The following is an 18,611-nucleotide window of genomic DNA, read 5'->3' as shown; positions in this document are numbered from 1 at the left end:
CAGGTATCAGAAGTGTGACTGCCATCACTCCTGCGAGGTGCCTGATGCCGTTGAACGCGATCGCCCTGGAGAACCAGAAACCGGGGAACCCCCCGAGCGAGTGGGACCTGGGCGGACCGGCGTCGGAGACCATCGAGGGCTTCGCCACCCGGATGAGCGTCAACCGCGGCACGACGGTCGACTTCAAGATCGACACCACCTCGTCGAACTACCGGGTCGACGTCTACCGGATCGGGTACTACGGGGGCCTCGGCGCGCGGAAGGTCGCGACCGTCCAGCGCACCAGCCCGTCGCCCCAGCCCGCGCCCGGCGGCGACCCGGCCATCGGCCTGCACGACGCGGGCAACTGGAGCGTGAGCGCGTCGTGGGCGGTCCCGGCCGACGCGGTGTCCGGCGTCTACCTGGCCAAGCTCGTCCGGCAGGACGGCGTCGCCGGCGCGTCCCACATCCCGTTCGTGGTGCGGGCCGACGGCACCCAGCACGACATCGGCTTCCAGACCTCGGACACCACCTGGCACGCCTACAACGGGTGGGGCGGGGCGAACCTGTACGGCGGCAACGCCACCGCCGCCCCGGACGGGCGCGCGTTCAAGGTCAGCTACAACCGCCCGATCCGCACCCGCGACCGGGTCGGCGCCGCCGCCGCGCCGCAGGACTACCTGCTCAGCGCCGAGTACGCGGCGATCCGCTGGCTGGAGCGCAACGGCTACGACGTCGCCTACCTCAGCGGCGTCGACACCGGACCCGGCAACGTGCCGCTGACCGCGTTCAAGGTGTTCATGTCCACCGGGCACGACGAGTACTGGTCGGGCGACCAGCGCGCGCACGTCGAAGCGGCCCGCGACGCGGGCGTGCACCTGGTCTTCGCCAGCGGCAACGAGGTCTACTGGAAGACCCGCTGGGAACCGGACCTCAACGGGACGCCCAACCGCAACCTGGTGTGCTACAAGGAGACCTGGGCCGGCGAGAAGATCGACCCCAGCCCCGAGTGGACCGGCACCTGGCGCGACCCCTCCGCCTCGCCGCCGTCCGACGGCGGGCGGCCGGAGAACGCCCTGACCGGCACCGCGTTCCAGGTCGACTCGTACCGCTACGACGTCATCCGGGTGCCGCACGCGCTGTCGCGGCCGAGGTTCTGGCGCAACACCGACGTCGCCCTGACCCCGCCCGGCGGCGCGGCCGAGCTGACACCCGGGCTGCTGGGCTACGAGTGGGACGAGTCGCCGAACAACCGGTTCCGCCCGCCCGGTCTCATCCGCCTGTCGTCCACCTCGCTGGACGTGCACGCCTACCTGGTCGACCAGGGCCGCACGACCGCGCCCGCGCCCGCCACCCACCACCTCACGCTCTACCGGGCGCCCAGCGGCGCGATCGTGTTCGGCGCGGGCACCGTCTTCTGGACCTTCGCGCTCGACGCCGAGCACGACGAGACCAGCAACGGCACGTACCCGGCCGTCGTGGTCGACCGCGACGTCCAGCAGGCGATGGTGAACCTGTTCGCCGACATGACCGCGCAGCCGACCACGTTGCAGGGCGACCTGGTGGCGGCGAGCGCGTCGACCGACACCACGCCGCCGACCGCGGTCGTCACGTCGCCCGCGAACGGCGCCGCAGTCGTGCAGCAGCAGAAGGTCGTGGTCAGCGGCACGGCGACCGACGTCGGCGGCGTCGTCGCGGCCGTGGAGGTCTCCACCGACGGCGGCACGTCCTGGCGCGCAGCGCAGGGCACGGCGAACTGGACGTTCGACTGGTGGCCCCGGCAGCCCGGGCAGCAGACCATCCGGGTCCGGGCGGTGGACGACAGCCTCAACACCCAGTCGCCGGCCGCGAGCGTGGCCGTGACGGTGACGCCCTCGGCGTCGGTCCGGTTGTTCGACCCGAGCGACGTGCCGTCCTCGCTGCGCACCGCCGAGCACGCCGCGCTGGAGCTGGGCGTGCGGTTCTCGACCAACACCCCCGGGTCCGCGACCGGCGTCCGCTTCTACAAGAACCTCCACGTCACCGGTGCGCACACGGCGCACCTGTGGAGCGCCGACGGCACGCTGCTCGCGACGGCGGCGTTCACCGGCGAGACCGCGAGCGGCTGGCAGCAGGCGAACTTCGCCGCGCCGGTCGTGCTCTCCCCCGGCACCACCTACATCGCGTCGTACCACAACACGGGCTTCTACTCCGCAGACTCGAACTACTACCGGACCGCGCGCTCGACGGGCGCGTTGACGGCGCCCGCCGGCGACAACGGCGTGTACGCCTACGGCGCGTCCGGCACGTTCCCCGGCGGCACGTTCCGCAGCACCAACTACTGGGTCGACGTCGTGTTCGCCCGGGCGGGCGGCGCGGGCGACCTGCCGCCGGTCGCGGGCAACGACAGCGGGTTCGCCACGAACCAGGGCGTCGCGCTCGTGATCCCGGCCGCGTCGCTGCTGGCCAACGACACCGACCCCAACGGCTACCCGCTGTCGGTCACCGGGGCGGACACCCCCGTCAACGGCACGGTGACGTGGTCCGCGGCCGCGCAGGCGGTGACGTTCACGCCCAGCGCGGGCTTCTCGGGCCTCGCGACGTTCCGGTACACGATCACCAACGGCCGCAACGCGCCGGTCTCGGCGACCGTGTCGGTCTCCGTGCTGGCCACCGCCGTCAGGCAGACGCTGTTCAAGCCGACGGACGCGCCGGCGGTCGCGAGCTCCGGCGACGCCAACGCCGTCAACCTCGGCGTGAAGTTCCGCTGCACGACCACCGGCGCCAAGGCCAAGGGCATCCGGTTCTACAAGGCGACGCAGAACACCGGCACGCACGTCGGCCGGCTGTGGGACGCGAACGGCACGCTGCTCGCCTCGGCCACGTTCACCGGGGAGACCGCGAGCGGCTGGCAGGAGGTGGCGTTCACGACGCCCGTCACCCTCACCACCGGCGCCACCTACGTCGCCTCGTACCACACCGCGATCGGCAACTACTCCGCCACCGCGAACTTCTTCGCCACCTCGCACACCCGCGACGCCCTCGTCGCGCCCGCCGACGGCACGTCCGGGAACGGCGTGTTCGTCTACGGACCGTCACCCGCCTTCCCGAACGCGTCGTACAACGCCACCAACTACTGGGTGGACGTCGTGGTGGACGCGCCCGCGCCGGTGCTCAGGACGTTGTTCGACGTCAGCGACGTGCCCCAGACCGTCACGGTGGCCGACGTGGGCCCGGTGCAGCTGGGCGCGAAGTTCCGCACGGCGGCGACGGACGCGGCGGCCGTCGGGATCAGGTTCTACAAGGGACCGCAGAACACCGGCACGCACACGGCCCACCTGTGGACGGCGAACGGCGTGCTGCTCGCGACGGCGGCGTTCACCGGCGAGACCGCGAGCGGCTGGCAGGAGGCCACCTTCGGCACCCCGGTGCCGCTCACCGCCGGCACCACCTACCTCGCGTCCTACCACACGACCACGCGCTACTCGGCCACCGCGGGCTTCTTCGGCGCCGACCGCGTGCGGGGGTCGTTGACCGCGCCGTCGAGCGCGAGCAGCGGCGGCAACGGGCTGTACACCTACGGTCCGGCGGGCAGCTTCCCCGGCTCCTCGTTCAACGCCACCAACTACTGGGTGGACGTCGTGGTGCGGTCGAGCTGAGCGCGGCCGGTGTGGCGCAGCCAGAGCAGGCCGAGCACGGGCAGCACGAGCGGCACGAACCCGTAGCCGCCGCCGAAGTCCGACCACACCGTGGCGTCCGGGAACGCGTCGGCGAACACCAGGCTCGCCGCGCCGACCACGACCACACCGGCCAGCTCGACACCGCACGCGAGGTAGGCGACCCGCCGTGACACGACGCCGGCCAGCGCGGCGGTCGCGACGACGTACACGACCGCCGCGAACGCCGACAGCGCGTAGGCCAGCGGCGCCTGCTCGAACCGGGTGGCGAGCTGCACCGCGGAGCGGGCGGTCGCGGCGACGGCGAAGATCCCGTACACCGCGATCAGCATCCGCCCGGGGCCGGAGCGGGTGGTCTCCTTGAGCGTGGCCTCTCGGGCGGGCCTGTTCGGTCCGCCCGGCCGGCGCCGGTCAGCCACGGTGCGCCCAGAGCTGGTCGAGCCGCAGGATCATCACCGGCACGCTCAGGCACGCCACCGCCAACACCCCCGCGCCCCACCGCGACCGGTCGCCGAGCGCCCAGAACGCGCCGACCGGCAGCACCGCCACCACCGCGATCAGGTAGCCGAAGAACGTGGTCGTGTCCAGGCCGCCCCGGTCGGAGCCGAGCACGGTCACCGTGGCCGCCACCGCCTGCACGAGCAGCCCGGCTTCGAGCAGCACGACGACCCCGGCGAGGCCGAGGGTGGGCTTGGTAGCGAGCGTGATGGGCCGGTCGGTGACGACCAGCACCAGCGACCACAGGGCCGCGACGAGCGCCACGACCGTCAACGCGGTCGCGAGGACTTGGATCATCGGAACTTCCCGGTCGAGCGGACTTACCGCCGCAACCTACCCCTCGTCACGACAACGCCGACTCGAAGCCCTCGTGGGACCGGACGAAGCCGGGGCCGACCCCGTCACCGCGGCCCCGCGCCGTGCAGGAGGGTGTCGACCACCCGGCGTGCCAACGCGTCGTGGCCCAGGCCGCTGTCCGGCCCGTGCACCGCCTCGCCGATCAACGCGTAGAAGACGCGGCGCGTCCAGTCGAGGTCGGCGGAGGTGTCGAGCAGCCCCTCGTCCCGGGCTCGGCGCAGCAGCAGCAGGCAGCGGTCGTCCACGCGGCGCTTGCCCTCGGCGGCGGGTGAGTCGGCGTCGGTGAAGACGACCCCCATCGCGAACGGCCAGCCGATCTTGACCCGCAGCACGTTCGCGGTGATCTCGTGCAGCGCGACCAGCGGCGGCGAGGTCTCCGGCCGGCCCGCGTCCATCACCTCGTCCAACTGCCGCACCACGTCGGCCGCCATCGCCTCCACCAGCGCCTGCCGGTTGGCGAACCGCCGGTGCACCGTGGTGCGCGCGACGCCCGCGGCCTCGGCGACCTGCTCCATGGACGCGCCGGGGTTCACCGACAGCACGCGCTCGGCGGCTTCGAGGATCGTCCGCACGCTGCGTTCGGCGTCGGCGCGCAACGGCCGCGTCGCTCCCAAGACTGACTCCTTCCGTGCACACCGATGGTACAGCTATGGCGATAAGTGGGACATGAGTGTTGCAGTTAGGGATGCAACTGTGCCTAAGATGTCTCACATAACCCGAGCCACTGGAGCTGACATGAACCGCACCGCCCTCGTCACCGGCGCGTCCGCCGGGCTCGGCGTCGAGTTCGCCGCCCAACTCGCCCGGCGCGGCCACGACCTGGTCCTCGTCGCCCGCTCCGCCGACCGCCTCGACGCCCTCGCCGGACGCCTCCGCCACGAGCACGGCGTGGCGGTCGACGTGGTCGTGCAGGACCTGTCCGCGCCGGACGCGGCCGACTCGATCGCGGCACGGCTGCGCGGCCCCGTCCACACGCTGGTGAACAACGCGGGCTTCGGCACCGCCGGCCGGTTCGAGGAGATCCCCGACGGCCACGACCAGGAGCAGCTGATGGTCAACGTCGTCTCCCTGGTCGCCCTCACCCGCGCGCTCGTGCCGGGCATGCTCGAAGCCGGCTCCGGCGCCGTGCTCAACGTCGGTTCCACGGCCGGGTTCCAGCCGTCGCCGTACTTCGCCACCTACAGCGCGGGCAAGGCGTTCGTGCTCAACTTCAGCCTCGCGCTGCGCCGCGAGTACCGGGACCGGGGCATCAAGGTGCTCGCCCTGTGCCCCGGCCCGACCGGGACCAGCTTCTTCGAGCGGGTCACCCCGCGCGCCGCGCTCGGCGGCCGGCTGATGAGCGCCGAGGCGGTCGTGCGCGCGGGCCTCGACGGCCTGGACCGCGACCGCGCCTACGTCGCGCCGGGCCTGCGCAACGCGCTCAACGCCCACCTCGTCCCCCGCCGCCCGCGCACGCTCGTGACCGCGATCGCCGAACGCGTCACGCGGTCCGTGCTCCAGGGCTGAGGCTCAGGACCCGCCCGACAGGGACAGGTCGCCGATCACCACGGTGGTGCGCCGTCGTGCGACGGCGTCCGCCACCCTGGCCACCACCTCGTCGAACACCGGGTCGTCGTAGTAGTCGCTGTGCCCGCGCAACGGCGAGGCGACCACGTCCGGGTCCGGGTCGAGGAACTCCGGGTCGCGCAGCCGCACGTCGTTCCCGCAGCGCACGCCCCACAGCTTCGGGTCGGCGGACAGCCGCTCCTCCGCCGTCTCCGGCCACACCTGCACCGGCCCGCCCAACGGGTCGGTGAGCCGGTGCACGTTCCACCACCGGTCGCCCAGGTCGTCGTGCAGGCGGGCCAGCTCGGCGTGGCCGAGGTAGTGCGGGAACAGCCGCGAGTACGCCCACTGCAACTGCGAGCCGTAGGTGACCAGGCCGACCCGGCGCAGCGCGGCGACCGCGTCCGCCTGCCTGATGTACCGCTCGCCGTCGGCCGGGTCGGGCCGCTCGCTCTCCCGGCGCAGCAACGACAACGCCGCGAAGCACACCACGCTGCCCTGGCTGTGCCCCGACAGCACGACCGCGCCCACGTCGTGGTGCCCGGCCAGCCGGACCGCCCGGGACGTCAGCTCGATGGTGGCGCGACCGCCGTAGGGAGGCGGGCAGATCGGGTGCGCCAGCCTCGGCCAGAACGCCACCAGGTCCCACACGATGCCGACCACCGTGCGCATCCGGGGGTTCTGCCACGTCCGCACGCCCAACAACAACAAGACCAGCACGAGACCGGACACCACCAGGCTGCCCAACGCGCCCAGCTCCTGCGCCGGGACGGTCGACAGCCAGTCGGCCAGCCCCGGCGGCGGCGCGGCGCGCCAGTCCGGGTGCGCGAGCCGGGCCAGCGCGAGACCGCCGCCCGCCGCCACCAGCACACCGCCCAGCAGCGCGACCGCGCCGAGCAGCCAGTGGTAGCGGTACTTCGCCGACGCCAGCCGCTGGGTGAACGCCACCTTGCCGATGCCCGGCCGGTCGGGGCGTCCCGGGTAGTCGGCCACGATCCCCTCGCGGACCGCCGCGCCGACCGCGTGCCGCACGCAGGACACCGCGCCCACCGCGTACAGGACCCCCGCGACCACGACCGCGCCCCAGAACGCCCAACCGGGCATCGACATCCACCGCAAGGCCACCGCCACCGCCGCGCACGCCGAACCCGCCGCGAACACCAGCGCGCTCGACACCTGCCGCACCATCGCCGCCACGATCGGCGCCACCAGCAACGGGAACGCGATGGCCAGCACGCCCCACAGCCCCGCGCCGACCAGGTAGCTCGTGCTCAGCACCAGCCCCGGGCGTCCCGCCTCCGGCACCGGGTCGCCGACCCAGTCCACCACCCGGTACGCCAACCCGCCGCTGAACCCGACCGCCAACGTGGTGGCGACGGCCGCGACCACCACGGCCGCGTAGCCGTGCCACATCGGCCGGAACCGCTTGTCCGCCACCATCAGCTCGACCCCGCGCGCGGAGCGCCGCAGCCGGACGCACGCCCCGAGCAGCACGACCAGCAGCAGCATGGCCGACGCCGACAGGACGTTCGTGACCGCCTCGAACCCGGCCAGCGGCGTCACCGACCCGGACGCCCCGGTCGGCACCCGCCACAGGAACACCGTCGCCAACCCGGCCGCGAGCAGCAGGTACACCACCGACGCCCACTTGAGCGCCCGGGAGTTCACCTCCCGCCGGTCGGGCGACATCACCACGCACCCGACGGCCCACCCCAGCACCACCGCGCCCAGCCCGACCACCGCCCACGACAGCCCCTCCGCCGGCCGGTCCGGCTGCGCGGTCCGCAACGCGCCCGCGCACAGCACGCCCACCACCGCGCACGCCGCCGCCACGTGCGCGTCGCGCAACACGGGCGTGCGCGGCGACGTGTGCCAGAACGCGTAGTCGCCCAGGCTGCCCGTGCGGGTCTCCCACACGTGGTGCGTGCCCTTGGGCTCGTACAGGAACGTCTGCCGGCCGAACCACCACAGCACGGTGATCACCAGCCCCGGCGGGATCACGCCGACCAGCAGCATCGCCCCGAACGGCCAGCCGTCGAAGAACCCCAGGCGCTCCGCCCGGCACGTCGCCGTGCCCGCGCACTGCCGCACCAGCAGCTCCAGCGACACGTACGCGGTGGCCGCGACGAGCATCCCCGTCAGCACCAGCCCGAGCAGCCGCAACACCGCCTCGGCGAACCGGCTCGCGCCCAGCAGCGCGTACCGGGCCAGGTTGAGGATCGCGAACGGGATCAGCACCAGCCACAGCGCCCGGCTCGCCCCGCCCGAGGTGAACCGGCCCCAGTGGAACGCCTCCACGGTCCGCGTCCGCCCGTTGGACAACGCCCGCACCGGCTTGCCCGCCCGCAGGAACCGGGCGACGTCGTCACCGGCCACGGGGGTCGGGAACGGGTCGCCGAGCATCGCTTCCGGCGGCGTGCCGGACACGCCGTGCACCCGCAGTTCGACGACATCCTCGGGACGCATGCTTTTCCCCTGCCGTAGGTAGCCCTGGGGTGTTACCTACCGGATCGCCTCGGCGCGGTAGACCGTTTCAGCGCGGGAGACACCCGGTTGGGCGATCCACGGGCTGGTGAGAGCATCCTGGGTGACGCCCGGTCGCCGATCGCGCTCGGACGTGCTCACGGCCCCGACCCGAAAGGCTGCCCACGGTGACCAAGCCCGCCCGCCGCGACCCCAGCAAGCTCGTCGACGCCTCCGGGTTCCGCGAGTTCGTCCAGCACGGCTGGGGTCCGGCCGACCGCGACGCCCGCGTCACGCCCGGAGCCGCGCGGGCCGCCGCCGCGCACCGCGACCGGCTCAGCGCCGCGTTGCCCGGCGCGCGCGTCGCGGTGGCCGCCGGCTGGTCGCCGGTGCGGTCCAACGACACCGACTACGGCTTCCGGCCCGACAGCGATTTCTCCTGGTTGACGGGCTGCGCCGCCGAGGGCGCGGTGCTGGTGATGCACCCCGTCGCCGGCGGTCACGACGCGGAGCTGTTCCTGCGCCCGCCCGCCGGCGCGGACGAGCCGGACTTCTTCGCCAACGCCCGCGACGGCGAGCTGTGGGTCGGGCCGGTGCCCGGCCTGGCCGAGTGGGGCGAGGCGCTGGGCCTGCGCTGCCGGCCGCTGCACGAGCTGCCGTCCGCGCTGCGCGGCAGGCTGCCCGCCGTGCACGCGACGGCCGGCGTCGACCCGCTGCTGGACGCGTTGACCGGGGCGGACCACACCGCCGGGCTGCGCACCGTGCTGGCCGAGCTGCGCCGGATCAAGGACGACTGGGAGGTCGGCCAGCTCCAGGCCGCCGTGGACGCCACCGTCCTCGGGTTCGCCGACGTCGCCGCCGAGCTGCGCACCGCCGTCAAGGGCGGTGGCGAGCGGTGGTTGCAGGGCACGTTCGACCGCCGGGCCCGCACCGAGGGCAACGGCCCGGGTTACGCCTCGATCGTGGCCGCCGGACCGCACGCCCCGGTGCTGCACTGGGTGCGCAACGACGGTCCCGTGCCGGAGGACGCCGTGCTGCTGCTGGACGCGGGCGTCGAGCTGGACACCCTCTACACCGCCGACATCACCCGGACGCTGCCGGTCTCCGGCTCCTACAGCCCGGCGCAGCGGCAGGTGCACGAGCTGGTCGAACGCGCGTCCGCGGCGGCGCTGGCGGTCGTGCGGCCGGGCGCGGCGTACCGAGACTTCCACCAGGAGGCCATGCGGGTGCTCGCCGAGGGCTTGCACGACTGGGGCCTGCTGCCCGTGCCGGTCGAGGAGTCGCTCGACCCGGACGGCCAGCACCACCGCCGCTACATCACGTGCGGCGTCGGCCACTTCCTCGGGCTGGACGTGCACGACTGCGCCAACTCCAGCTCCGCCGCCTACCACGAGGGCACGCTGGAGGTCGGCATGGCACTGGCCGTCGAGCCGGGCCTGTACTTCCACCCGAACGACGAGACCGTGCCGCCGGAGCTGCGCGGCATCGGCGTGCGGCTGGAGGAGAACGTCGTGGTGACCGGGTCGGGCAACCGGGTGCTCTCGTCGGCCCTGCCCCACGACGTGGCCGGCCTGGAGGCCTGGGTCGCGGCGGCGGGCCGGTAGCGGGCCGGGCGGGGTCGGTGGTCAGCGCTTCCGCAGGCGCACCGACGTGATGGCGTGGTGCTCGACCTTCAGCACCTCGGCGGACCAGCCGGAGACCGTGATCCGGTCGCCCGGGCCCTCGGGGATGCGGCCGAGCACCACCAGCACCAGGCCCGCGATGGTCGCGTAGTCGCCCTCCGGCGGGTCGACCAGCTCGACGCCCAGGTCGGCCAAGTCGTGCACGGGGAACGTGCCGGGCAGGACGAGGGAGCCGTCCGGGGCGTTGCGGACGGCCATCACGTCGCGGTCGGTCTCGTCCAGGATCTCGCCGACGACCTCCTCCAGCAGGTCCTCCAGCGTGACGATGCCGTCGACCGCGCCGTGCTCGTCCACGACCAGGCCGAGCTGCTCGCGTTCGGCCTTGAACCGGCGCAGCGCGTCGGACACCCGCACCGAGTCGGGGAACACCATCGGCGGCCGGGCCACGTCGAGCAGCTTGGCGTCGTCTTCGAGCAGGTCGCGCAGGTGCACGACGCCCACCACGTCGTCCAGGTGCCCGCCGCGCGCGACCGGCGCCCGCGAGTGGCCGGAGGCGGCCAGCTCGGCGCGGGCGGACGGCACGTCCATCTCCGCGGCCAGCGTGACCACCGACCGGCGCGGCACCAGGACCTCGCGCAACCGGCGCTCGCTGATCTCCAGCGCGCCGGTGATGATCATGCGCTGCTCGGGGTTGAGGCCGCGCTGGGCGGAGACCAGCTCGCGCAGCTCCTCGGCCGACATCTGCTCGGACTCCGCGTCCGGCTTGCCGCCGAACAACCGGACCACCACGTTCGTCGACGTGCTCAACGCCCACACCGCGGGGCGCGAGACGGTCGACAGCACGTGCAGCGGCCGGGCCACCAGCAGCGCCCAGCGCACCGCGTACTGCATCGCCAGCCGCTTGGGCGCCAGCTCGCCGAACACCAGGGTCAGGAACGTCAGCACCATCGTGACCAGCGCGATCGCCACCGCGTTCGCCGCGTCGCCGAGGAACGACAGCGCCGGCACCAGCGGCTCGGCCAACGACACCGCCGCCGTCGCCGAGGCCAGGAACCCGGCCAGCGTGATGCCGATCTGGATCGTGGCCAGGAACCGGTTCGGGTCGCGCGCCAACCGCACGAGCGTCTTCGCGGACGCCCGCTCGTCGCGCTCCAAGGCCCTCAGCTGCCCCTCGCGCAGGCTGATCAAGGCCATCTCACTGCCCGCGAACAGCGCGTTCAGCAACACCAGCACCGCGACCAGCGCGATCGTCCACCCGTACCCGTCCACACCCGTCTCCATACCCGAACCGGGGCACCCCGCAACCGGGGGGTTGGTCATTTCGAGTGGCGGCGCTGCCCTCGCACCCCTCCACTGGGCTACAACATGCGTGGGGAGGTCACATGGTGTCGGCCGCGGTGCACCGGTCGTTCGTCGTCGTGGACGTCGAGTCCTACGGCGACCCGACCAGGACGTCACCCCAGCGCACCGCCGTGCGCGACGGCATGTACCGGGTGCTGATGACCGCGTTCGCCGACTGCGACCTGCCGTGGGACGACGAGGCGGTGGACGACGCGGGCGACAGCGTGATGGTGCTGCTGCCCGCCGACGTGCCCAAGTCCGTGCTGGTCGAGCGGCTGCCGGAGCGGGTCGTCGCGGCCCTGCGCAGGCACAACCACGTCCACGCGCACGAGGCGCGGCTGCGCATGAGGATGGCCGTGCACGCCGGCGAGGTCCACTACGACGAGCGCGGCAAGACGAGCGCCGAGATGATCTTCACCTACCGCATCCTCGACGCACCGGCCGCCAAGCAGTCCCTCAAGTCCTCGACCGCCACCCTGGTGCTCGTCGTCTCCGACCCGTTCTACCGCTCCGTGGTCCGCCACGACCCGGCCGCCAGACCCGGCGACTACACGTCGGCCCAGGCCACGGTGAAGGAGGTCGACGCCCGCGTCTGGGTCCGCCTGGTGGACGGCAGACCAATCGCCGGCGACGCCACCACCCCGATCCGCGCGGTAGTCGAACCGCCGCTGACCCTCGCCGAACTGGGGCCGATCGTCGACGTCCTGCTGCGCACACCCGGCTTCGACACCCGCGAGGGACGCGACCTGGTGCTGCGCGAGGTGAAGTTCGCCGCCGCCATCGGCCGCCACAGCGCGAACCGGCCGGACACGGTCAGCATCGTCCGGACGTGCGCGCACTACCCGGGTGGCCTCAAGGCACTGCTCGAAGCGATCCGCTTCTACGCCGCCGGTTCCACCGAGATGGCCGAACTGGACACCCTGTTGGCCGAACGGATCAGTGGCGTTTAGTTGTCCCGTGCGGTGCCGAATACCACCATACGCACCTCTTCACTCTGTTTCGTTGACATTACACTGAGTCATGCCGTCGTAAGGTGAACCCCACCGCGCAGGGCCCCGCTACCTGGTGGCCGACTCGGGAGGCCCGCTAGTGGATGAATCGGCATTTCGGATCGACTCCGGTCTGGTCGACTTGGCGAACGTCCCTCTCGACGTGTTGGTCGCATTCGACGACGAGATCCTGGCGGCGTCGGCGGACCGTTTCCTCGCACAGGTGGACCACGCCATCATCAGTGTGGGCGGCCACGACTCCTGATCGGCGGGTTGCGCACCCATGACGAGGGGCGACCACGAGGTGGCAGGCTGGAACTCCGCGCGCGGGACATCGCTGTCCAACCACAGGGTGTCCCTGGCCCAGTTGGACGCCCTGGCGTCCGCACAGCCCGATCGCGGCGCCTTCGCGCTGCTGCACCGGGTCGAACGGACGAGACGTCTGCTCGCCCTGCGGTTGGTGCTGCACCACGCACGTGACCACCCGGCTCCGGGCAACCCGCTGGCCCCGGTGGACGAGGCGTGGGACCTGCTGGTCGCCGCCGAGCGCGCACACCCGGAGGCGGTGGCGGACCTCCTGTCGCGCCCCGAGGTCGGGGTGTGGTCGGCGCACGTGCTGCGCAGACTCCGGAACAAGGTCTCCGACACCGCTCCGACGTGGTTCCACGTCGGCCAACTGCACTTGTTGGCCGCGGCGGCGGGGTTGTCCGCAGAATTGCGCTTCACGATGACTATTCCCTTGCGGGATGGCATCGCGGCACTTCCGGGCCGGGGCGTTGCCCGAGTGCCCGGGACGACCGAGTGGGGTCACGGCACCTTGGTCTCGGATGCGTCGGGGTTAACGGTTAAAACCGGCGCCGGCGCCGCTCATCCGGTCGAATGGCGGCCAATCCGCATTCTTGAGGGCGATGTCGGCTCCACCGTGCCGCGCATCCACCTGGACGACACCGGGCCGTACCGGGGATTGGCTGTCCCGGAACGGCCCGAGCCATTGTCGGATTCCTCGGCGGCCCGGTGGAACGCGCTCTTCGCCGACGCGTGGGCGATCTTGGAGCGCGACCACCCGCACCGCGCGCGGGAACTGTCCGCCGGGTTGTCGGTGATCACTCCCCGGCCGGCGGCCTATCGCTTCCGACCGCACAGCGGTTCGGTCGGCGACGGCTACGGCGCCGCGATCATCTCCGAACCGCACGACGCCGTGCAGCTGGCCGTGACGATGGTGCACGAGTACCAGCACAGCAAGCTGAACGCGATCGGCCACCTGGTCCCCCTCACCCGCGTGGACCCGACCACCACCTGTTATGCGCCGTGGCGTGACGACGCCCGTCCGGTGTCGGGGCTCTTCCAAGGGGTGAACGCCTTCCTGGCCGTCGCCGAGTTCTGGCACCGGCAACGGGAGCGCGCGAGCGGAGCGGACGCCGCCCTGGCCCACTTCGAGTTCGCCCTCGTCCGGGCACAGGTGACCGAAGCGCTCGGCGCGCTGCGCCGGCACCCGGCGCTCACCGAACGGGGGCGGGGGTTCGCGACCCGCCTGGCGGACCGGCTGGCGGCGCTGTCGGACGCCACCGTGCCCGCCGACCTGCTCTCGGCCGCCGAGAGGTTCACCGCGGACCACCGCGCGGCATGGCGTGCCACCCACCTCCGCCCGGTGCGGTCGCACGTGCGGGAGTGCGCCGAACTCTGGTGGGCCGGGGAGCCCGCACCGACCGCCGGTCCCCGAGCGATCGTGGCGGCCTCCGACGAGCCACCCCGGCTGGACGCCAAGGCGATCCTCACCCGGGTGCTGCTCACCGACCGGGCGGAGTTCGACGCGATGCGGTCGGACCCCTCCGGTCACGTCCGCAAGATCGCCGAGGACCTGACCGAGGCGGACTTCGCCCTCGTCGTGGGTGACCACGGGCGGGCGCACGCGCTGTACTCGGCGGAACTCGCCGGTGGCTCGACCCGACCGGGCGCCTGGTCCGGCTTCGGCCTCGCGGTGCGCGAACTGACCCCCGGCCCGGCGTCACGAGCCCTGCTCGAACGCCCCCACGTCGTCCGCGCCGTGCGGGACGAACTCGCCACGACCGGCGAGGCGCCCGACGTGGAGCGCCTCGCCTCGTGGCTGGGAGCGGACGGCTAGAGCGGCATCGGGTCGATGTCGCAGTTCGCCCGCGCGTGCGGGTCGCTCAGCTCCGACACCGCGGGGTGGAGGCTCCCGAGCCGGTCGCGCAGCACGTTCACCGCGCGCCGGTGCGTCGCGTCCGCCTCGTCGTGGCGCCCGAGCGAACGGAGGTCCTGCGCGAGGTTCGCCTGGCACGCCAGGGTGGTCGGGTGATCGGCGCCCAGGACCGCGGTCGCGAGGTCCAGCACCTCGGCGTCCACGTCGTGGGCGGCTTGCACTTCGCCCAACGCGTGCAGGTCGCTGGCCAGGTTGATCCGGGTGATCACCGTGGAGGGGTGCTCGTCGCCCAGCCGGGCGCGGAAGCCTTCCAGCGTCGCCTGGTCCAACTCGCGCGCGCCTTCGTGGTCACCCTTCAAGCGGCGCAGGATCGCCACGTTGACGGCCGCGGAGAGCGTGTGCGGGTGGTCGGGCCCCAACGTCCTGGCGTAGCGGGTCAGCGTGTCCTGCCCGAGTTGCGCGGCCGCCTCGTGGCGACCGAGGTGCCGGAACTCGATGGACCGGGCCAACCCGGCGGCGAGCGTCTCGGCGTGGTCGAGGTTGTACCGTCGGCGCAACCCCTCGAACGCCGTCTCCGCCGCGACCATCGCACCCTCGTGGTCACCCGCCTTGCGGCGCATCACGGCGAGGTGGCGCACGGCGCGCAGCCAGGCCGGGTTGAACGGTCGCCCCTCGCTGAGCCGCTCGTACATGCGCACGACCTCTTCGTGCTCGGCCGCGGCTTCCCGGTAGTTGCCGAGCTCCCGCTTGTCGAGCGTGAGACCCACCTGGGTCAAGAGGGACACCTCGTGCTCTTGGCCGTAGATCTGGACCCTTCGGTCCCAGGTGTCGGCGTCGAGCTTGACGGCGGAGCTGAAGTCGCCGGCGAGGCGCAGGTTCACACCGAGGCTGTGCGCCACGGCCAGGGTCGTCGGGTCCTCGTCCCCGAGGTAGCGGACGCAGATGTCGTAGTTGCGCTTCGACAGCTCCAGCCCGCCGATGAAGTCACCCTCCGCCCGCTTGTCCGCCGCGACCTGGCTGACCGCCAGGATCGTCTCCTCGTGCTCCTCCCCGAAGGTGCGGCGGTGCCGCTCCAGCAGGTCCGTGTTCAGCGGGGTGGCCTCGGCGTACCGGCCCTGCACCCACAGCATGAAGCCGTACCAGCGGCCCATCCTCAAGGTTTCCGGGTGGTCCTCCCCCAGCCGGTCCACCCAGTTCTTGTAGATCTGCTCGGACAGTTCGGCGCTGCGCTTGTGCTCGCCCCACCGGTAGAGGAACTGGACCTGGTTGTACAGCAACGTCCGGACCGACTCGGCGTCGCTCTCGTAGGCATTGGACGCGGCCATGTGCGCGCTCAGGTCCACGTAGATCGGCCAGTTGTCCGGCTCCGCCGGCCCCTCCGGGTCGTTCTCGCCCAGCATCTGGTGGGCGGCGTGACGCATGGTCACGCGTTCGTCCTCGCTCATCTGGCTGATCAGCACGGATTGGACCAGGCGGTGCAGCTCGATGGAGTTGGTGCGGTGGTCGACGCGCACCAGGGCGAAGCGGTTGATGTCGCGGATGGCCTCGTTGAGCCGCAGGCTGTCGCGCAGCACCCGGGACAGCTCGGCCGGCACTTCGGTGATGTTGCGGCTGTAGGTGAACATCTTGCGGTTGATCGGTTCCGGCGCCAGGAAGGCACACACCTGGAGCAGCCGCAGCGCCGAGGGGTTCTTGCGCTTGAGCTCGCTGAGCGACAGGTCCCACATCGCCGCCACCGACTCCGGGTAGTCGAGGGTGGTGGTGACGTCCAGCAGCTCGAGCTGCTTCTCGGCGAGCAGTTCGAGGTACTCGGCGGCGGGCATGCCCGTCTCCACGCGCCACGCCGCCGCCTGCGCGATCGCCAACGGCAGGTCGCCCAACGCCTGGGCCAGTCGGTCGGCGTCCTCCTCGCCGAGGTCCGGGTCGCGCCGGCGCAGCAACTGCACGCTCTCGGCGCGCTGGAAGACGTTGACCTCCAGCGGGCGGGCGACGCTCAACCACTGCGAGTTGCGCGAGGTGACCAGGATGCGCCCGGTGCCGCCGGTCGGCAGGTACTGCTGCACGGCGTCCGGGCTGTCGGCGTTGTCGAAGATCAGCAGCCAGTTGGTCGGGATCTTGGGGTGGTTGCCGCTGCGCAGCGCGTCGAGCACCTGCTGGACCGCCACGTTGGACTCGGAGCCGACGACGAGCTCCAGTCGCTGCCCGAGCTCCACCAACGAGTTGACGATCTTGACCGACCGCTCCGCGGGCACCCACCAGATCAGGTCGAAGGTCGCACGGTTGCGGTAGGCGTACTCGATGGCGAGGTGGGACTTGCCCACACCGCCCATGCCGTGCAGCGTTTCGGGGAGCACCGCCGCGGTGCCGCCCCGGACCAGACGCCGTTCGAGCTCCTGGAGGAGGTCCGCCCGCCCGGTGAAGTTGACGTTCCTCGGCGGTACTCCGCCGAAGACGGGCGATGCGAGAGTCCTTCTCCTTTCTTCCTGCTCGACGGCAGTCACCTCTACTCCTCCTGCATTTCGCTCGACATCGACCGTGCCCTCGCGAACACGTGTTCGGCCACGTTCATCAGCGTGTATATTCCCGCTCGCCTCATCATTCCCGACCGTCGGCGACAGCTCGACTCGGGGGTCCTCCTCCGGCGTGGAATTGCGCAGGTGAACCCCTGACCAGGCCTTCAGCACCGCTCGCTCGGCCTCCGCCACGTAACGTGGCGCGACAATGGGCGAAGCGACCGATGCCGGCTCCTCGTCCAACGGCCATTCGAACCCCGCCATCACCGGCCGGCGCTCTTCCAGGTAATGGCGGACCACTTTGCGAACCCGCTCGGTGTCGATACGACGTCCGTGCGCGAGCAGTTCCCCTCGAATGTCTTCCCGCACAAACCTGAACAAAACTCGATTTCTTCCGCTGTCGGACCCGTGGGACGCGATCGCCACCAGTGGTCCGCCGAGGAACTCCGACAGGGCCGCATGCCCGGCTTCCGGGTGCAGCAGGTCGAGGATGCGGAGGAGGAGGGGCAGTTCCAGCGGTGCGACGGCCCAGTGGACAGCCAGGTCGAACACCACTTTCGAGGCGGTCGTGCGGTACGCCGCGACGAGTTCCGCGGCGGTGAAGCCCACGTCACCCCATTGCTCCCGTGCCTGCCCCGCCGGCGGGGCAGGCCGGACGGGGACGAGGGCCGCGCCCAGGTTCGCCCACCCGGCCGCCGCGGCGAGGTCGGCCCATTCGCGCAGGCCCGCCGGGGCCAACTCCACGAGCGGGACGGGCACCACATCGCCGAGGTCGTCGTACAACCCGGGGACGTCGACCTGTGGTTCCCACTCGTAGAAGTGGTTCGGCGCGCCCGGCTCGGACACCTTGAGGCGCAGTCGGTGCAGGTCGAGGCCGGTGCGGCAGGCCGTCCACCACGACAGCGGACTGACCACGGCCACCGAGTGCGCGGCGCCCAGGCCGCGCAGCGACGTCCACACCCCGCCCGACCGCCAGGCCGGGTCGACCAGGTCGGTCAGGGCCAGCAGCAGGCGCCGCCCCGAACCGGCCAGGTCCGGCGGGCCCTCCCCGCCGAAGCCGCGCAGCACCGCCCGGCCGCTGTCGTCGACACCGAGGACGCACACGGCGACATCGCCGAAGACCCCGGACTCGGCGAGCGCACGGGTGAAGGACTCGACCGTCGACGCCCAGATCGACATCGCCGGACCGTCGTCGACGGCGACCACGAGGTCGCGGGACTGGCCGACGAGGGGCGCGAGCACGTCCCGCAGCGCGTTCGCCGTCCACTCGTGGTCGTCCGGACCCGCGGTCACACCCGCGGCGAAGTCCTCAGGGTCGACGCGCACCGTCACATCCCCCCGGTGCGGGCACGACACCCCGGTTCGGACCGGTGAGCCGATTCATGCCGGAGTGCCCTGGAATCAGGGGACGACCGCCGGTTCACCACCTTGGCGTCCGAGCGCGACACCAGCGCGCGTTGACGAAGTGGATCGATTCCGAACGAGGT

At 72.3% G+C, this 18,611-nt stretch carries 12 protein-coding genes; 6 read left to right on the top strand and 6 right to left on the bottom strand.

Annotated features, from left to right (window positions below; translation table 11 throughout):
- The first annotated feature begins 44 nt into the window (after positions 1–44).
- Positions 45–3,617, top strand: a complete 3,573-nt coding sequence (locus ACQPYE_RS13355) for a DUF4082 domain-containing protein (protein ID WP_498721432.1) — start codon at positions 45–47, stop codon at positions 3,615–3,617.
- Here the strand turns inward: ACQPYE_RS13355 and ACQPYE_RS13350 are convergent.
- The 3 genes from ACQPYE_RS13350 to ACQPYE_RS13340 form a co-directional block, all read right to left on the bottom strand.
- Complete coding sequence (locus ACQPYE_RS13350) at positions 3,584–3,967, bottom strand: hypothetical protein (RefSeq protein ID WP_498722899.1); 384 nt, start codon at positions 3,965–3,967, stop codon at positions 3,584–3,586. The two genes, ACQPYE_RS13355 and ACQPYE_RS13350, sit on opposite strands and share 34 nt — an antisense overlap.
- 79 nt (positions 3,968–4,046) lie before the next feature.
- On the bottom strand, positions 4,047–4,430 hold the full coding sequence (locus ACQPYE_RS13345; protein ID WP_498721431.1) for a hypothetical protein: 384 nt from the start codon (positions 4,428–4,430) through the stop codon (positions 4,047–4,049).
- A 104-nt stretch (positions 4,431–4,534) separates the two neighbouring features.
- Entirely contained in the window at positions 4,535–5,104 is a 570-nt protein-coding gene (locus ACQPYE_RS13340) for a TetR/AcrR family transcriptional regulator (RefSeq protein ID WP_498721430.1), read from the bottom strand.
- 121 nt (positions 5,105–5,225) lie between these two features.
- Here ACQPYE_RS13340 and ACQPYE_RS13335 point away from each other — a divergent pair, with 121 nt between their 5' ends.
- Positions 5,226–5,996: an SDR family NAD(P)-dependent oxidoreductase gene (locus ACQPYE_RS13335; RefSeq protein ID WP_498721429.1), complete on the top strand. Its 771-nt coding sequence runs from the start codon at positions 5,226–5,228 to the stop codon at positions 5,994–5,996.
- 3 nt (positions 5,997–5,999) lie between these two features.
- Here ACQPYE_RS13335 and ACQPYE_RS13330 read toward each other — a convergent pair whose 3' ends face one another.
- The gene (locus ACQPYE_RS13330) at positions 6,000–8,501 is read right to left on the bottom strand and encodes a hypothetical protein (protein ID WP_498721427.1); all 2,502 of its coding nucleotides are present in this window, start codon (positions 8,499–8,501) and stop codon (positions 6,000–6,002) included.
- A gap of 185 nt (positions 8,502–8,686) precedes the next feature.
- Here ACQPYE_RS13330 and ACQPYE_RS13325 point away from each other — a divergent pair, with 185 nt between their 5' ends.
- A complete protein-coding gene (locus tag ACQPYE_RS13325; RefSeq protein WP_498721426.1) occupies positions 8,687–10,102 on the top strand; it encodes an aminopeptidase P family protein in 1,416 nt (471 codons plus the stop codon).
- Positions 10,103–10,123: 21 nt separating this feature from the next.
- On the opposite strand, the gene ACQPYE_RS13320 is transcribed toward ACQPYE_RS13325, so the two are convergent.
- The gene (locus tag ACQPYE_RS13320) at positions 10,124–11,389 is read right to left on the bottom strand and encodes a hemolysin family protein (protein WP_498721425.1); all 1,266 of its coding nucleotides are present in this window, start codon (positions 11,387–11,389) and stop codon (positions 10,124–10,126) included.
- Between the two features lie 113 nt (positions 11,390–11,502).
- On the opposite strand from ACQPYE_RS13320, the gene ACQPYE_RS13315 reads away from it, so the two are divergent.
- The 3 genes from ACQPYE_RS13315 (at position 11,503) to ACQPYE_RS13305 (ending at position 14,572) form a co-directional block, all read left to right on the top strand.
- Entirely contained in the window at positions 11,503–12,411 is a 909-nt protein-coding gene (locus ACQPYE_RS13315) for an effector-associated domain 2-containing protein (RefSeq protein WP_498721424.1), read from the top strand.
- 139 nt (positions 12,412–12,550) lie between these two features.
- Positions 12,551–12,715, top strand: coding sequence for a hypothetical protein (locus ACQPYE_RS13310; RefSeq protein WP_498721423.1), 165 nt, complete (start codon positions 12,551–12,553; stop codon positions 12,713–12,715).
- 18 nt (positions 12,716–12,733) lie between these two features.
- A complete protein-coding gene (locus ACQPYE_RS13305; protein ID WP_498721422.1) occupies positions 12,734–14,572 on the top strand; it encodes an HEXXH motif domain-containing protein in 1,839 nt (612 codons plus the stop codon).
- Here the strand turns inward: ACQPYE_RS13305 and fxsT are convergent.
- Complete coding sequence (fxsT, locus tag ACQPYE_RS13300) at positions 14,569–18,450, bottom strand: FxSxx-COOH system tetratricopeptide repeat protein (protein ID WP_498721421.1); 3,882 nt, start codon at positions 18,448–18,450, stop codon at positions 14,569–14,571. The two genes, ACQPYE_RS13305 and fxsT, sit on opposite strands and share 4 nt — an antisense overlap.
- Positions 18,451–18,611: the final 161 nt, after the last annotated feature.

Origin of the sequence: Actinosynnema sp. CA-299493, from assembly GCF_050946825.1 — a bacterium.
Taxonomy (GTDB): Bacteria; Actinomycetota; Actinomycetes; order Mycobacteriales; family Pseudonocardiaceae; genus Actinosynnema.
The sequence above is the reverse complement of the archived record's forward strand: the minus strand, read 5'-3'. Positions and strand labels throughout refer to the sequence as shown.